Annotated in this window: 18 protein-coding genes; 3 read left to right on the forward strand and 15 right to left on the reverse strand. The window is 72.0% G+C overall.

Features of this window, described 5'->3' with window-relative positions:
- Positions 1 to 142: 142 nt before the first annotated feature.
- The 7 genes from ACZ63E_RS17005 to ruvC all read right to left on the reverse strand — a co-directional run bounded on the left by ACZ63E_RS17005 (position 143) and on the right by ruvC (position 6690).
- Entirely contained in the window at positions 143 to 661 is a 519-nt protein-coding gene (locus ACZ63E_RS17005; RefSeq protein WP_465312494.1) for an adenine phosphoribosyltransferase, read from the reverse strand.
- Position 662: 1 nt separating this feature from the next.
- Positions 663 to 1889 carry a protein translocase subunit SecF gene (gene secF, locus ACZ63E_RS17010; protein WP_465336915.1) on the reverse strand — a complete coding sequence of 409 codons (1227 nt, stop codon included), beginning with the start codon at positions 1887 to 1889 and terminating at the stop codon, positions 663 to 665.
- 1 nt (position 1890) lies between these two features.
- Positions 1891 to 3690 (reverse strand): protein translocase subunit SecD, encoded by a 1800-nt coding sequence (gene secD / locus ACZ63E_RS17015; protein ID WP_465336916.1) that lies wholly within the window; start codon positions 3688 to 3690, stop codon positions 1891 to 1893.
- 219 nt (positions 3691 to 3909) lie between these two features.
- Positions 3910 to 4320, reverse strand: a complete 411-nt coding sequence (yajC, locus tag ACZ63E_RS17020) for a preprotein translocase subunit YajC (RefSeq protein WP_465336917.1) — start codon at positions 4318 to 4320, stop codon at positions 3910 to 3912.
- A gap of 119 nt (positions 4321 to 4439) precedes the next feature.
- Positions 4440 to 5507: a Holliday junction branch migration DNA helicase RuvB gene (gene ruvB / locus ACZ63E_RS17025; RefSeq protein WP_465336918.1), complete on the reverse strand. Its 1068-nt coding sequence runs from the start codon at positions 5505 to 5507 to the stop codon at positions 4440 to 4442.
- Positions 5508 to 5515: 8 nt separating this feature from the next.
- Positions 5516 to 6109 (reverse strand): Holliday junction branch migration protein RuvA, encoded by a 594-nt coding sequence (gene ruvA, locus ACZ63E_RS17030; protein WP_465336919.1) that lies wholly within the window; start codon positions 6107 to 6109, stop codon positions 5516 to 5518.
- Positions 6106 to 6690 carry a crossover junction endodeoxyribonuclease RuvC gene (gene ruvC / locus ACZ63E_RS17035; RefSeq protein ID WP_465312500.1) on the reverse strand — a complete coding sequence of 195 codons (585 nt, stop codon included), beginning with the start codon at positions 6688 to 6690 and terminating at the stop codon, positions 6106 to 6108. The genes ruvA and ruvC overlap by 4 nt, the downstream gene beginning before the upstream one ends.
- 74 nt (positions 6691 to 6764) lie before the next feature.
- On the opposite strand from ruvC, the gene ACZ63E_RS17040 reads away from it, so the two are divergent.
- Positions 6765 to 7205, forward strand: a complete 441-nt coding sequence (locus ACZ63E_RS17040) for a cupin domain-containing protein (protein WP_465336920.1) — start codon at positions 6765 to 6767, stop codon at positions 7203 to 7205.
- On the opposite strand, the gene ACZ63E_RS17045 is transcribed toward ACZ63E_RS17040, so the two are convergent.
- The 5 genes from ACZ63E_RS17045 to ACZ63E_RS17065 all read right to left on the reverse strand — a co-directional run bounded on the left by ACZ63E_RS17045 (position 7202) and on the right by ACZ63E_RS17065 (position 10574).
- On the reverse strand, positions 7202 to 7753 hold the full coding sequence (locus ACZ63E_RS17045) for a DUF4262 domain-containing protein (RefSeq protein ID WP_465336921.1): 552 nt from the start codon (positions 7751 to 7753) through the stop codon (positions 7202 to 7204). The genes ACZ63E_RS17040 and ACZ63E_RS17045 overlap by 4 nt on opposite strands.
- Before the next feature lie 227 nt (positions 7754 to 7980).
- Positions 7981 to 8736, reverse strand: a complete 756-nt coding sequence (locus ACZ63E_RS17050; RefSeq protein ID WP_465336922.1) for a YebC/PmpR family DNA-binding transcriptional regulator — start codon at positions 8734 to 8736, stop codon at positions 7981 to 7983.
- Between the two features lie 41 nt (positions 8737 to 8777).
- On the reverse strand, positions 8778 to 9407 hold the full coding sequence (gene pdxT, locus ACZ63E_RS17055; RefSeq protein WP_465336923.1) for a pyridoxal 5'-phosphate synthase glutaminase subunit PdxT: 630 nt from the start codon (positions 9405 to 9407) through the stop codon (positions 8778 to 8780).
- Positions 9408 to 9561: 154 nt separating this feature from the next.
- Complete coding sequence (locus ACZ63E_RS17060) at positions 9562 to 9882, reverse strand: AzlD domain-containing protein (protein WP_465336924.1); 321 nt, start codon at positions 9880 to 9882, stop codon at positions 9562 to 9564.
- Entirely contained in the window at positions 9882 to 10574 is a 693-nt protein-coding gene (locus tag ACZ63E_RS17065) for an AzlC family ABC transporter permease (protein ID WP_465336925.1), read from the reverse strand. Before ACZ63E_RS17065 ends, ACZ63E_RS17060 begins: the two co-directional genes overlap by 1 nt.
- Positions 10575 to 10644: 70 nt before the next feature.
- Between ACZ63E_RS17065 and ACZ63E_RS17070 the strand changes: the two genes are divergently transcribed.
- Entirely contained in the window at positions 10645 to 11208 is a 564-nt protein-coding gene (locus ACZ63E_RS17070; protein ID WP_465312507.1) for a helix-turn-helix domain-containing protein, read from the forward strand.
- On the opposite strand, the gene ACZ63E_RS17075 is transcribed toward ACZ63E_RS17070, so the two are convergent.
- Positions 11205 to 12137, reverse strand: a complete 933-nt coding sequence (locus ACZ63E_RS17075) for a helix-turn-helix domain-containing protein (RefSeq protein ID WP_465336926.1) — start codon at positions 12135 to 12137, stop codon at positions 11205 to 11207. The genes ACZ63E_RS17070 and ACZ63E_RS17075 overlap by 4 nt on opposite strands.
- 71 nt (positions 12138 to 12208) lie before the next feature.
- On the opposite strand from ACZ63E_RS17075, the gene ACZ63E_RS17080 reads away from it, so the two are divergent.
- A complete protein-coding gene (locus ACZ63E_RS17080) occupies positions 12209 to 12544 on the forward strand; it encodes a cupin domain-containing protein (RefSeq protein WP_465336927.1) in 336 nt (111 codons plus the stop codon).
- 4 nt (positions 12545 to 12548) lie between these two features.
- Here ACZ63E_RS17080 and pdxS read toward each other — a convergent pair whose 3' ends face one another.
- Both pdxS and ACZ63E_RS17090 read right to left on the reverse strand, forming a co-directional pair.
- Positions 12549 to 13472, reverse strand: coding sequence for a pyridoxal 5'-phosphate synthase lyase subunit PdxS (gene pdxS / locus ACZ63E_RS17085; RefSeq protein ID WP_465312510.1), 924 nt, complete (start codon positions 13470 to 13472; stop codon positions 12549 to 12551).
- A 90-nt stretch (positions 13473 to 13562) separates the two neighbouring features.
- Positions 13563 to 14546, reverse strand: a complete 984-nt coding sequence (locus tag ACZ63E_RS17090; protein WP_465336928.1) for a DUF5937 family protein — start codon at positions 14544 to 14546, stop codon at positions 13563 to 13565.
- Positions 14547 to 14559 lie beyond the last annotated feature (13 nt).

The raw sequence follows: 14559 nt of genomic DNA on the forward strand, positions 1-14559 counted from the left end.
ACACACAAAGGAAAGACAAAGGAAGAAGAAGAAGGGTAACCCAAGAAAAAACGCGGTGCGGGCGGGGGGGGGGGGGGGGGGGGGGGGGGGGGGCCGCCCCCCCCCCCCCCCCCCCCCCACGACCAGCTGCGGCAGACTCGGTTCAGCAGACCTGCAGGGCGTGGATCTTGCGGTTCGCCAGCACGTCACGGCCGCCCAGCGCCGCCAGCTCCAGCACCACCGACACGCTGTCGACCACGGCTCCCGCGTCCTCCAGGAGCTTGCCCGTCGCCGCCACCGTGCCGCCCGTGGCCAGCACGTCGTCCAGGATCGCGATCCGCTGGCCCGGCCGGACCACGCCGACCGGCAGCTCGACCGTGGCCGTGCCGTACTCCAGCGCGTAGTCCACCCGGCCCGCCACCTGCGGGAGCTTGCCGGGCTTGCGGATCAGCACCACGCCGAGGCCGCGGGCGTACCCCACGGCCGCGGCGAGGAGGAACCCGCGGGCCTCCACGCCGGCGAGCGCCTCGACCTGCGGGTCGAGGGTGCCCGCCAGCGCGTCGGCCACGGCCTTGAACGCGCCCGCGTCCGCGAAGAGCGGGCTCAGGTCGCGGAACAGCACGCCGGGCTCCGGGAAGTCCGGCACCTCGGCGATCAGGCCGAGGGCGTCGTCCAGGTCCACGTCAGCGCTTGCGCTTGTTCGCGGGCTTGCCGGACGGGCGCTGCTTCTGGATCCGGGCGGGGACGCTGGCCGCGGCCGCGTACGCCTTCTCCTTGCGCAGCTCCTTCGCCAGGGCGTCGTCGTCCGAGGCGTCGAAGTCGTCGCCCGCGGCCTTGCGCTCCGCGTTGGCCCGGCGGGCGTGGACGCGCTCGGCCTGCTGCCGGTACTTCGGGTCGCGCATCTTGAAGTCGACCAGCAGCGGCGTCGCGAGCGCGACCGACGACAGCACGCCGACGATCGTGCCCGTGAGCTGCACGAGCGCCAGGTCCTGCAGCGTGCCGGAGCCGAGCAGGATGTACCCGACGATCAGCAGGCCGAGGATCGGCAGCAGCGCGATGAACGCCGTGTTGAACGACCGCATCAGGGTCTGGTTCAGCGCCAGGTTCGCGGCTTCGCCGAACGTGCGGCGGGTCAGCCCGAGCAGGCCGCGCGTGTTCTCGCGGACCTTGTCGAACACCACCACCGTGTCGTACAGCGAGAACCCGAGGATCGTCAGCAGGCCGATCACCGTCGCCGGCGTGACCTCGAACCCGACCAGCGAGTACACGCCGGCCGTCACGAAGATGTCGTGCAGCAGCGAAACCAGCGCCGCCGAGGCCATCCGCAGGTCGAAGTAGATCGCCAGGAAGATGACGACCGCGACGAGGAACACCGCGAGGGCGATCAGCGCCTTCTGCGAGATCTCGCCACCCCAGGACGCGCTGACCGCGCTGTCACTGATCGCCTGCACGCTCGGCTGGCCGTTGGAGCCCTTCGGGCCCAGGTCCTGGAACAGCGTCTGCTTGACCTTGGCGACGTCGGCCGCGTCCAGCGTGTCGGTGCGGATCTGGATGGTCGACGCGGCGCCCGTGCCGACCTTCTGGGTCTCCGCGGCCGGCTTGCCCAGCGCCTTCTGGAACGACTCCTTGGCCTGGTCCTCGGTGATGACGCCGTGGATGCCGTTGGCCGGCATCTGGATCTGCGTGCCGCCCTCGAACTCGATGCCGATGTTGAAGCCGCGGAAGATCATCGACAGCAGGCACACCAGCACCAGCGTCCCGAAGAACAGGTACCAGCGCTTGCGCTTGCCGACGACGTCGAACGCGCCCGTGCCCACGTAGAGCCGGTGGAAGAAGCTTTCCCGCCTGCCCGGCTTCGCCGCGACCTTCTTGTCGCCGTCGGCGTCCGTGCCCAGTTCCTCGACGCCCACGTCAGGCCTCCTTCACGTTCGCGCGGCCGACGCCCGTCGACTTGCGGTGCGAACCCACTTGCTGCACGGCGCCCAGACCCAGGTACTTCGGGTTGGACAGGAACTTCGACTTCGACGTCGACGCGATGGCCACCAGCGGGTGGGTCACCAGGTAGACGATCACCAGGTCGAGCACGGTGGACATGCCGAGCGTGAACGCGAAGCCCTGGACGTCGCCGACGGCGATGATGTACAGGATCGCCGCGGCCAGGAAGCTCACCGCGTCCGAGGCCAGGATGGTGCGCTGGGCGCGGGTCCACCCGCGCGGCACCGCGGACCGGAACGTCCGGCCCTCCCGGATCTCGTCCTTTATTCGTTCGAAGTAGATGACGAACGAGTCCGCCGTGATGCCGATCGCGATGATCAGGCCGGCGATGCCCGCGAGGTCCAGCGTGTAGCCGATCCAGCGGCCGAGCAGCACCAGCACCGCGAACACCAGCGAGAACGACAACGCCAGCGACAGGATCGTCAGCACGCCGAGGAGCCGGTAGTAGAACAGGCAGTAGATGAACACGACCAGCAGGCCGATGCCGCCGGCGATGAGCCCGGCCTGCAGCGACGCGAAGCCGAGGGTGGCCGACACCGTGGTCGCGTCCGAGGAGGCGAACGACAGCGGCAGCGAGCCGTACTTCAGGATGTCCGAGAGGTCCTTCGCCTCGGGCTGGGTGAACTTGCCCGTGATCTGGGTGTTGCCGTCGACGATCGCGACCTGGATGTTCGGCGCGGACACGACCTGCGTGTCGAGCACGAACGCGGCCTGCTGACCGGTGTTCTTCGACGTGAAGTCGGCCCAGATCTTGGTGCCCTCGCTCTTGAAGCTGAGGTTCACCACCCACTGGCCGCGCTGCTGGTCGTACCCCGACGTCGAGTCCGCGATCTCGGTGCCCGGCAGGAACTCCGGCTCCAGCAGGTACTTGTAGGTGTCGTGGTCACCGCAGGCGACCAGCGGCAGCTTGGGGTCGTCGTTGCCCTCGAGCGGGTCCTTGGCGTTCGGCGCGCAGGTGAGCGACGCCATTGCCTGGGCGACGAGGTTCTGGTCCGGGGCGCCGTCGGCGCCGATCAGCTTCGGGTTCTGCCGGACCGCCTTCGCGGCCTGGATCTCCTTGGCGGTGTCGGCGTCGACCGAGCCGTCCGCGGGGGCCGGGGCCTGGCTCGACGCCGGCGGCGGCGTGGTGCTGCTGCTCGGCGGGGCCGGCGTGGTGCTCTGCTGCTGCGCGGGCGCGGCGGCGGGAGCGCCGCCACCACCGGCGGCCGGGCTGGACGGCGGCGCGCTGGAACTGGCCGTCGGCGCGCCGGAAGACGGCGCGCCCGAAGACGGCGGGGTGCTCGGGGCGCCCGAGGACGGCGGGGTGGACGGCTGCGGCTGCGGGGGCACCACCGGCTGCGTCGCGTTCGCGACGACCTTCCGGAAGCCCAGCTTCGCGGTCTTGCCCAGGTTCTTCGCCTGGTCGCCCTGCTCGCCGGGGACGGTGATGACGACGTTGTTGCCGTCGAGGAGGACCTCGGTGCCACCGACGCCGATCCCGTTGACCCGGCGCTCGATGATCTGGCGCGCCTGGTTCAGGGACTCCCGGGTGGGCTGGCCACCGTCCGGGGTGCGGGCGGTGAGCGTGACCCGGGTGCCGCCTTGCAGGTCGATGCCCAGCTTCGGGGTCGGCTTGTGGTTGCCGGTGAGGAACACCAGCGCGTACAGCACGATCACGATCAGGGCGAAGAAGGCGAGATAGCGTCCCGGGCGGAGATGCCCGGCCGATGATGCCACGGTGCTTCGGTCTCCTCGGACTGGGTTGCCCCAACGGTCTGGTGCCCGCCCGGAGGGTTACCGGGCCGGACTGTGTGCGATTCACTCCCGGGCACGGGTATGACGGCGGACACGCACGCAGCACCGAGACACTACTCGGTGCTGCGTGAGCCCGGCGTTGCGGCCGCACCGACTTTCGTCGGGAGCTTTCCGCCCCTGCCCAGGGGTACCGCGGGGGCCTTACTTCTTGCCGTGCTCCAGCGGCGGCGCCACCTGCGCGGTGGTCGGCGTCTCGTCGTCGCGCTTGATGCCGGCGCTCGACTCGATGATCGACTCCTCCGCGGGAGCCTCGTCCGCCTCGTCGGCCGAGTCCTCGTCGGTCTCGACGACCGGCTGCACCTTCTCGCGGACCGCGAGCCGCAGCCAGGTGGTGACAACGCCGGGCGCGATCTCGATGTCGATCGTGGTGTCGCCGGAGGTGTCGGCGACGGTGCCGTAGAGACCCGAGGTGGTCATCACGCGGTCACCGGGCGCCAGGCTGTTCTGCAGGTCCTGCTGCGCGGCCTGCTGCTTCTTCTGCTTCCGCGAGCTCATCACCAGCGGCACGGCGAGGACGAGCACGAGCAGCAGGGGCAGCAATAGCTGTTGCATGATTCTCCGTTCGACGGACACCGGGCCCAGCCGAAATGTCCGGTTTTTGGGTATGTGCTCCTGTCAAGTGTGCCAGGTACCAGCGCGGACGCCAGCACCCACCCGCCGGTTCCGGCCGCTCATTCCTGCTCGAACGGCGAGAGCCCGCCCGGGTCGGGGCGCCCCGGGTGGTCGGCGGGCGGCACCAGCCCGAGGTGCTCCCAGGCGGCCGCGGTCGCCACCCGGCCACGCGGGGTGCGGGCGAGCATACCGGCGCGCACCAGGTAGGGCTCGCAGACCTCTTCCACCGTGGACGCCTCCTCCCCCACGGCCACCGCCAGCGTCGAGATGCCGACCGGCCCGCCGCCGAACGACCTGGTCAGCGCGGTGAGCACGGCCCGGTCGAGCCGGTCGAGGCCCAGCTCGTCGACGTCGTAGACGGCCAGCGCGGCCCGGGCGACCTCGAGGGTCACCTTGCCGTCGGCGCGGACCTCGGCGTAGTCGCGGACGCGCCGCAGCAGCCGGTTCGCGATCCGGGGTGTGCCGCGCGAGCGGCCGGCGATCTCCTGGCAGCCGTCGCGGTCGATCGGGATGTCGAGGATCGTCGCGGCGCGGCGGACGACCAGCTCCAGCTCGGTGTCGGTGTAGAACTCCATCTGCCCGGTGAAGCCGAAGCGGTCGCGCAGCGGCCCGGTCAGCGAGCCGGACCGGGTGGTCGCCCCGACCAGCGTGAACGGCGCGATCTCCAGTGGGATGCTGGTGGCGCCCGGGCCCTTGCCGACCACGACGTCGACCCGGAAGTCCTCCATCGCCAGGTAGAGCATCTCTTCGGCGGGGCGGGCGATCCGGTGGATCTCGTCGATGAACAGGACGTCGCCGGGGGCGAGGTTGGACAGCATCGCGGCCAGGTCGCCGGCGCGTTCCAGGGCCGGGCCGGAGGTGATCCGGATGGCCGCGCCCAGCTCGGCGGCGACGATCATCGCCATCGACGTCTTGCCCAGCCCGGGCGGGCCGGACAGCAGGACGTGGTCGGGCGGCACGCCGCGGCGGCGCGCGCTCTCCAGCACCAGCTCCAGCTGCTCGCGCACCCGGGGCTGGCCGACGAACTCGTCGAGCTTGCGGGGCCGCAGCGTGCCTTCGACGGTCTCCTCGCCGGTCTGCGCCCACGCCGAGAGGGCTTCGTCTTCCTCCACGGCTTCATACTCCACGGCCGCGCCTACCGCTTCCGGCCGAGGGTGGCCAGCGACGCGCGCAGCACGCTGGCCGTGGTGTGGCCGTCGCCGTCGGCGAGGACCTTGTCCACGGCCGTCTCGGCCTGCTTGGCCGGGAACCCGAGGCCGGCCAGTGCTTCGACGACCTCGGCCCGCAACGCGCCGGGCGCGGTGAGGGCCGGCGCTTCGCCGGAGCCGAGCGCGGTGACCTTGTCGCGCAGCTCCAGGGTGAGCCGTTCGGCGCCCTTGCGGCCGATGCCGGGCACCGAGGTGAGCACGGTGATGTTGCCTTCGACGAGCGCGCCGCGCAGCTTGTCGGGGTCGAGCACGGCGAGGGTGGCCAGCGCGAGCCGCGGCCCGATCCCGGAGACCGTCTGCAGCAGCCCGAACAGCTCCCGCGCGTCGGCGTCGGCGAAGCCGAACAGCGTCAGCGAGTCCTCGCGGACGACGAGCGCGGTGTGCAGCCGGACCTCCTCGCCGCGGCGCAGGGTGGCCAGCGTCGCCGGGGTGGCCTGCACGGCGAAGCCCACTCCGCCGACCTCGACCACGACGTGGTCCAAGGCGACCGACAGGACTTCTCCGCGTACCGACGAGATCATCGTGCTGCTCCAGGGTTCTTGGCTTGTTTCGCCGCCGCGGCGAGGCGGGCCTTGTGGGTGCGCGCCATCTCGGCCGCGCGGGCTTCGGCCTCGGCGAGCCGGGCCCGCATCGGCTCCCGCCAGAGGTGGCAGATGGCGAGGGCGAGCGCGTCCGCGGCGTCGGCAGGGTGCGGCGCGACCTCGAGGTTGAGCAGGCGCATCACCATGGCCGTGACCTGCGCCTTGTCGGCCCGGCCCGACCCGCTGACGGCGGCCTTGACCTCGCTCGGCGTGTGGAACACGACCGGCAGCCCCCGGCGCGCGGCGGCGAGCGCGACGACGCCACCGGCCTGCGCGGTGCCCATGGCCGTGCGGACGTTGTGCTGGGCGAAGACCCGCTCGACCGCGACCGCGGTCGGCTTGTACTTGTCCATCCAGCGTTCGACCTCGTCGGAGATGCCGAGCAGCCGGTGCGCCAGGTCGGCGTCGGCCGGCGTCCGCACGACGTCGACGGCGACGCAGCGGACGGCCCGGCCCTTGCCGCCGTCGACCACCCCCAGGCCGCACCTGGTCAGACCGGGGTCGACCCCGAGCACCCGCACCCGTTCTCCCTCTCGCCGCGAACACCAGTTCGAGCTTGCAGGCTACTGGCCGCGTCTGCGGCAGGATGGGTGACATGCCGGAGCCGTCGGATTTCGTCACCCACCTGGGTCTTGAGCCCCTGCCGGTCGAGGGCGGGCGGTGGGCGCAGAGCTGGCGCTCGCCGACCGGGTCCGCGATCTACTACCTGCTCGTGGCGCCCGAGTTCTCGGCGCCGCACCGGCTGGACCGCGTCGAGGTGTACGTCCACCACGCGGGCGCGCCGGCCGCGATGCTGCTGCTGCACCCGGACGGCTCGGTGTCCCGGCCGGTGCTCGGCACGGACGTCGCCGCCGGCGAGCGGCCCCAGGTCGTGGTGCCCGCCGGGACCTGGCAGGCGACGGTCACGCGCGGCGCGTGGAGTCTGCTGGGCACGGTCGTCGTGCCGCCCTACACGGACGACTGCGTGGAGTTCGCGACGGCGTCGGAGCTGGCCGAGCGCTACCCGGAAGCGGCCGCCGACCTGCGGAAGTTCTAGGGGCCGTCGACGCCGGGGGTCCAGCTTTCCGGGTCGCCGCTCTCGGTCAGGACCAGCTGCCACCGGGCGAAGCCCTCGGGCGCGTCCGGGTGCCACGGGAACTTGCCCTCCGGCGTGGCGACGATCAGCTGCAGCGCCGGGAAGTCGCCGTCCGGGTAGATGAGGAACGCGGAGCCGAAGAACTCGGGGTAGTGCCCCTTGTTGACCCGCTCGAGGACGACCGGGACGCCTTCGAAGAAGTTGTCGTAGCGCTTGCCGACCTCGAAGATCTCGCCGTTGGCCGCGCGGTCGACGTAGGCGTCGAGCAGCACCTGGCCCATCTGCTCCGGCAGCCCGACGACGACGGCTTCGGGCACGTGATGCAGCGCCCACGCACAGGCGGTGAAGCAGTAGCCGGCGCCCTCGGCGTCCCCGGCGACCGAAACGACGGCGTTGCCGCGTTCCTTCGCCTGCGTCTCGATCCATTCGATGAGGCGCAGTTCGTCCGCGGACAGTTCGGCGGTGATGTCGGCGGAGGCGGCGGGGGTCGTCGAGGTCACGGCGCACATTCTGCCTGACGAGTCCGGGAGAAGCACAGGGCCCGGGCCGGAAAGTTTCCGACCCGGGCCGCGATCCCGTGCGGGGCAAAGGAAAACTCAGCCGACTTCGGCGAGCACCTCGTCCGAGACGCGGACGGCTACGCAGCGCGTAGACGTTCTCCACCGCCCGACAGCACGAAAGCCGCCACAAGGAACCAGCCCCCTGGCGCCCTTCGACGCGTATCCCGACCCCGGCATCAGCCGACTTCGGCGAGCACCTCGTCGGAGACGTCGAAGTTCGCGTAGACGTTCTGGACGTCGTCGCAGTCCTCGAGGGCGTCGATCAGCTTGAAGACCTTCTTCGCGCCGTCCGCGTCCAGGGGGACGCTGACCGACGGGAGGAACGTCAGCTCCGCCGACTCGTACTCGAACCCGGCCTCCTGCAGCGCCTTGCGCACCGGCACCAGGTCGCCGCCTTCGGAGACGATCTCGAAGCTCTCGTCGAGGTCGTTGACCTCTTCGGCGCCGGCGTCGAGGACCGCCATGAGGACGTCGTCCTCCGAGGCGTCACCCTTCGGCATCAGCACGACACCCTTGCGGGTGAACATGTACGCGACCGAACCCGGGTCGGCGAGGGAGCCGTTGTTGCGCGTGAGCGCGGTGCGGACCTCCATCGCGGCGCGGTTCTTGTTGTCGGTGAGGCACTCGATCAGCACCCCCACGCCGTTGGGGCCGTACCCCTCGTACGTGATGTTCTGCCAGTCGGCGCCGCCCGCTTCTTCACCGGCGCCGCGCTTGCGGGCGCGCTCGATGTTGTCCTGCGGGACCGAGTTCTTCTTCGCCTTCTGGATGGCGTCGTAGAGCGTGGGGTTGCCATCCGGGTCGCCACCACCGGTGCCGGTCCGCGCGGCCACCTCGATGTTCTTGATCAACCGCGCGAAGAGCTTGCCGCGCTTCGCGTCGAGGTTGGCCTTCTTGTGCTTCGTGGTGGCCCACTTGGAGTGGCCGCTCATCTCTCCTCCATCTGTTCCGTACCCGGCCCGGGCACCGCGTTTCAGGCAGCCTGCCGTACGAGGCCGACGAAGAGCCGGTGCACCCGCACGTCGGGTGTCAGCTCCGGGTGGAACGCGGTCGCCAGCACCGCCCCCTGCCGGACCGCGACGATCCTAGCGGTGTCGTCCGCCACGCCGGGCACGCCGCTGACCGTGGCCAGCACCTCGACGCCGTCACCGGCCTTCTCGACCCAGGGCGCGCGGATGAACACCGCGCGCACCCCGCCGCCGTCGACCCCGGTGAAGTCGAGGTCGGCCTCGAAGGAGTCGACCTGCCTGCCGAAGGCGTTGCGCCGGACGACGACGTCGAGCCCGCCGAGCTGCTGCTGGTCGGGCCGCCCGTCGAGGGTCTGCCGCGCCAGCAGGATCATCCCGGCGCACGACCCGAAGGCGGGCAGCCCGTCGGCGATCCGCGCGCGCAGCGGCTCGAGCAGTTCGAACGTCTCGAGCAGCCGCGACATCGTGGTGGACTCGCCACCGGGCAGCACCAGACCGTCCACTTCGGACAACTCAGTGGCCCGCCGCACCGGCTTCGCCCGCGCGCCCGCTTCTTCCAGCATGGCGACGTGCTCCCGCACGGCACCCTGCATGGCAAGCACACCGATGACCGGCACCGAAGACCCCTCAGACACCCGACCTCCCGAAAGACCCTTCCCACCAGCCTAGACGCTCGGCGTGCCGAGCGGACCGGCAGGTCAGCCCGGCCGCCGCACCCGAGCGCCCCAAGGTGGCCTTCGGTGCGTCCGACGCAACCAAGGCCACCTTGGGGCGCCAGCGACGCGCGGCTCAGGGCACGCCGGCCAGCCGCAGCAGCGCCGCCGTCGCCGCGGCGGCCACCACCACCAGCGCGAACGGGGCCTTCCGCCAGGCCAGCACCCCGGCCACCAGCACCCCGGCCGGCCGCGCGAACCCCGCGAAACCGTGCCCTTCCGTCAACGCGCTGACCGCGACCAGCGCGGCCAGCAGCACCACCGCCGCCAGCGCCATCAGCCGTTCCGCCTTCGGGGACAGCTTCAGCCGGCTGCGCAGCACCGGCCCGGCGAACCGGAAGGCGAACGTCCCCACGGCCAGCACGGCCGTGCCGATCAGCAGTTCGACGCCGTCCATCAGCGGGCCTCCTCCAGTTCGGGTTCCTTCGCCGTGACTCCCACCAGCACCCCGGCCAGCGCCAGCAGCACCGGCAGCCCCGCGGGCAGGAACGGCGTCGCGACCAGCGCGACGGCCACCCCGACCAGCACCGGCAGCCGGGCCGCCCGGTCGCGCAGGGACGGCAGGACCAGCGCGAGCAGCACCGCCGGGAACGCGGCGTCCAGGCCGAACACGTCGGTGTCGCTGATGACGGACCCGGCGAACGCGCCGGCGACCACGCCGATGTTCCAGCAGGCGAACAGGCCGATCCCGCACGCCCAGTACGCCGCGCGCCGCCGGTGCGCCTCGCGCTGGGCCAGCGCGAACGCCACCGACTCGTCGATCATCAGGTGGCTGCCCGCCAGCCGGGCGGGCCACCGCTTGCCCAGGACGTCGCCGATCGCGAAGCCGAACGGCAGGTGCCGCGCGTTCGCGAGCAGCCCGGCGAGCACGGCGGCGAACGGGTTGCCGCCCGCGGCCACGATCCCGATGAACATGAACTGCGACGCGCCGGCGAAGACCAGCAGCGACATCAGCATCGGCAGCCAGAACGGGAAGCCCGAGCTCACCGCGATGGCGCCGTAGGAGACCCCCACGAGACAATCGGCCAAGCAGACCAGGCCGATGTCGCGGGCCAGGCCCCGATCGAGTGTTCGCCATATCGAACGCATGTGTTCTATGGTGAACACAAGGCCCCGTGTTCGTCAAGGCGAACAGAACGACCGATGGAGCGAACAGCACATGTCGCAGGAAACCACCGGCGCGCCGCTGGAGATCATCGCGGCGTCGCTGCGCCGGGAACGCACCCGCGCGGGCTTGTCCCTGACCGAGGTCGCGCGCCGCGCCGGCCTGGCCAAGTCGACGCTCTCCCAGCTCGAGTCCGGCACCGGCAACCCCAGCGTCGAGACGCTCTGGGCGCTCGGCGTCGCCCTCGACGTGCCGTTTTCGCGCCTGGTCGAGCCCGACCGGCCGAAGGTCCGCGTCATCCGGGCCGGCAAGGGCCCGACGGTGTTCGCCGAACACGCCGACTACGCGTGCACGCTGCTGTCGGCCTGTCCCCCGTCCGCGCGGCGGGACATGTACCTCATCCGGGCCGAGCCGGGGACTCCCCGGCGCAGCGACCCGCACATGACCGGCGTGATGGAGCACATCGTGCTGTGCGCGGGACGCGCCCGGGTCGGCGTCATGGAGGCCCCCGAGGAGCTGAACCCGGGCGACTACATCTCCTACCCCGGCGACGTCCCGCACATCTTCGAAGCGCTCGAGCCGGGCACCTACGGCGTCGAGATCTCGGAATACCTCTAACCCCGGAACGCCCTCCGGTAGGCGCCCGGCGTGGTCCCCACCTGGGCGCGGAACCGGCGCCGCAGGTTGACCGCCGAGGTGAGGCCAACCCGCGTGGCGACGGCCTCCACCGGCAGGTCCGTCCGCTCCAGCAGGGTCCGGGCCTCCGCCACCCGCCGGGCCAGCAGCCACGCGCCCGGGCTCGTCCCGAGCCGGTCGGCGAACCGGCGGGCCAGCGTGCGGGCCGAGACGTTCAGGTGCGCGGCCAGGTCGTCGACCGACAACGGCGTCCCGAGGCGCGCGCCGGCCCACGCGAGCAGGCCGTCGAGCGCGTCGGAGTCCGGCGCGGGTGGCGCGTACTGCGCCTGGCCGCCTTCGCGGTGCGGCGGCATCACCATGTGCCGCGCGAGCAGGGCCGCGTACGCGGCGCCGTGGTCCTGCCGGACGAGGTGCAGGCACAGGTCGACGCCGGCGCCCGCCCCGGCGCTCGTCGCGACGTCACTGTGGTCGACGTAGAGCACGTCCGGCTCCACGCGCACCTGCGGGAACTCCCGTTGCAGCTGCTCCGCGCGGGCCCAGTGCGTGGTCGCCGAACGGCCGTCCAGCAGGCCCGTGCGGGCCAGCGCGAAGACGCCGGAGCAGATCGTGACGAGCCGCGCGCCCCGCGCGTGAGCCGCCAGCAGCGCACGGCGGACGCCGTCCGGCAGCGGCGCCTCCACCGGCGCCCAGCCCGGGATGAGCACGGTGTCCGCCGAAGCCAACGCCTCCAACCCCGCCGACACCGACATCGCGTATCCGGCCGTAGTCGACACCGGGCCGGGCACCTCCGCGCACACGTCGAACTCGTAGTGCCGCGGCACGTCGGCCCGCGGCGTGCCGAAGACCTCGGCGGCGATGCCGAGCTCGAACGTCGACTGCACCGGCCGCACCAGGGCCACCACACGATGCATGGCAGGAAAGTACCCCAGGGTGTCTTTCTTGACGCTGTCCCGGCCCCACGGGCGCCCGGCACGGTGAGGTCATGCACCCCGAGATCCTCGTCCAAGAGGGCTACACGTCCGTGTCCGTCGAGGACGCCCCCGTCCGCGAGCTCTTCCCCGGGATCCGGCTACGTCCACTGTGGACCGGCGCGAACGGCGCGCACGCCAACGTTCTCGAGATGGACCCGGGCACGTCCTGGCCGCGCCGCGACGTCCACGAGCCGGGCCCGGAAGAGGTCTACGTCGTCGCGGGCACGTTCCACGACGGCGCCCGCGACCATCCGGCCGGGACGTTCCTGCACGCCCCGGCCGGGTCGTGGCACGTGCCCGCCAGCACGACGGGCTGCACGCTCTTCCTCTTCTACCCGGAGGGTTAGGCCGTCACCAGCCGCGCTCGGCCAGGCGGTGGGGCTCCGGCAGCTCTTCGACGTTGATGCCGACCATGGCCTCGCCCAGGCCGCGCGAGACCTTCGCCAGCACGTCCGGGTCGTCGTAGAAGGTCGTCGCCTTGACGATCGCCTCGGCGCGCTGGGCCGGGTTGCCCGACTTGAAGATGCCGGAGCCGACGAACACACCCTCGGCGCCGAGCTGCATCATCATGGCCGCGTCGGCCGGGGTGGCGATGCCGCCCGCGGTGAACAGCACGACCGGCAGCTTGCCCTTCTCCGCCACCTCGCGTACCAGCTCGTACGGCGCCTGCAGCTCCTTCGCCGCGACGAACAGCTCGTCCTCCGGCAGCGACTGCAGGCGGCGGATCTCGCCGCGGATCTTGCGCATGTGCGTGGTGGCGTTGGAGACGTCACCGGTGCCGGCCTCACCCTTGGAGCGGATCATCGCCGCACCCTCGGTGATCCGGCGCAGCGCCTCGCCGAGGTTGGTCGCGCCGCAGACGAAGGGCACGGTGAACGCCCACTTGTCGATGTGGTTGGCGTAGTCGGCGGGGGTGAGCACCTCGGACTCGTCCACGTAGTCGACGCCGAGGGACTGCAGCACCTGCGCCTCGACGAAGTGGCCGATGCGAGCCTTGGCCATCACCGGGATCGAGACGGTCTCGATGATGCCATCGATCAGGTCGGGGTCGCTCATCCGCGCGACGCCGCCCTGGGCGCGGATGTCGGCGGGCACGCGCTCCAGCGCCATCACCGCGACCGCGCCGGCGTCTTCGGCGATCTTGGCCTGCTCGGCGGTGACCACGTCCATGATCACGCCGCCCTTGAGCATCTCGGCCATGCCGCGCTTCACCTTGGCGGTGCCGGTGACCGGCTGGACGGTGCCGTTGGAGGGGCTGGGCTGCTGCTCGGACACGACGGGGCCTTTCCACACGATGAACCGGGGGTTACCGGTCCGAGCGTAGGTCGGCGGTGGACCCTTCAGGCAGGCCAGTGCGCGGCAATCTCAGGAGTCCACTTTCGGCACCCCGGCGACCAGGACTTCCGCGGCTTCCGTGCGTGCGTAGAGCACGTGACGTCCGGCACGATGCCCGTTGACCAGGCCCGCGGCCTTCAGGACACCGAGGTGCTGCGACACCGCGCCGGCGCTGAGCCGGGTCCGGCGGGCCAGCTCCGAAGTGGACGCCGGCGCGGCCAGCTCGGCGAGCAGCATCGCGCGCCCGCGGCCCATGACGGCGGCCAGCGCGCCGGGCGCGACCGCCGTCCCGGTCTCCCAGAGCGTGGCGATCCCGCGCGGCGGGTAGCGCAGCACCGGCTGCCAGCGCGGGTCGGTCTTGGAGAACACCCGCGGCCAGACGAACGCCGAGGGCACGAGCACCAGGCCGCGCCCGTCGAGCGGCACGGCGGCGTGCAGGTGGCGGTGCGCCACCGTGAGCGTGCCGCCCTGCCAGCGGACCAGCGGGGTGAGGTCGTTGAACAGCTCGGCGGCGCCGCCGTGGGCCAGCAGCCGGGACCGGTGCAGCACGTCGGCCTCGAGCAGCGCGCGGATGCGGGGCCAGTCCGGGGCGAGCACGAGCTCCCAGTACCGCTCCATCAGCGTCGCGAGCCGCTCGAGCCCGGCTTCGGGGTCGCGGTGGAAGCGGTTCAGCACCGGTGGGCGCGGCCCGGACATCGCGTCGAGCTCACGCCGGACGACGCGGCCCGGCACGTCACGCAGGTCGGCGAGCTCGTCGGCCAGTTCGGGCAGCGGTGTCGACGGCGTGCCGGCCAGGAAGCCGGGCAGGTGCCGCAGCGGCACCAGCTCCCGCAGCAGCGTGATGTCCAGGCCGGCGCCGTCGAGCGCCGCGGTCGCCCGCTTGACCCACGGCAGGTGCAGCGCGTGCTCCCCCGGCCGGTTCAGGACGCGCACGCTCGCCACGATCTCCCACGCCGGCGAGAACGCGAACCGGGTGTGCGCCAGATCCTCTGTGGAGAATGCCAGGTCGAGCACGCGCCTCCTTTGC

The organism is Amycolatopsis sp. NPDC104819, from assembly GCF_055583145.1.

Excerpts from the sequence above, each read along its gene's own strand:
- yajC (WP_465336917.1), bottom strand. The coding sequence starts at position 4,320 with ATGCAACAGCTATTGCTGCCCCTGCTGCTCGTGCTCGTCCTCGCCGTG.
- ruvA (WP_465336919.1), bottom strand. The coding sequence starts at position 6,109 with ATGATCTCGTCGGTACGCGGAGAAGTCCTGTCGGTCGCCTTGGACCAC.
- ACZ63E_RS17040 (WP_465336920.1), top strand. The coding sequence starts at position 6,765 with ATGCCGGAGCCGTCGGATTTCGTCACCCACCTGGGTCTTGAGCCCCTG.
- ACZ63E_RS17045 (WP_465336921.1), bottom strand. The coding sequence starts at position 7,753 with ATGTGCGCCGTGACCTCGACGACCCCCGCCGCCTCCGCCGACATCACC.
- ACZ63E_RS17050 (WP_465336922.1), bottom strand. The coding sequence starts at position 8,736 with ATGAGCGGCCACTCCAAGTGGGCCACCACGAAGCACAAGAAGGCCAAC.
- ACZ63E_RS17060 (WP_465336924.1), bottom strand. The coding sequence starts at position 9,882 with ATGGACGGCGTCGAACTGCTGATCGGCACGGCCGTGCTGGCCGTGGGG.
- ACZ63E_RS17065 (WP_465336925.1), bottom strand. The coding sequence starts at position 10,574 with ATGCGTTCGATATGGCGAACACTCGATCGGGGCCTGGCCCGCGACATC.
- ACZ63E_RS17070 (WP_465312507.1), top strand. The coding sequence starts at position 10,645 with ATGTCGCAGGAAACCACCGGCGCGCCGCTGGAGATCATCGCGGCGTCG.
- ACZ63E_RS17075 (WP_465336926.1), bottom strand. The coding sequence starts at position 12,137 with ATGCATCGTGTGGTGGCCCTGGTGCGGCCGGTGCAGTCGACGTTCGAG.
- ACZ63E_RS17080 (WP_465336927.1), top strand. The coding sequence starts at position 12,209 with ATGCACCCCGAGATCCTCGTCCAAGAGGGCTACACGTCCGTGTCCGTC.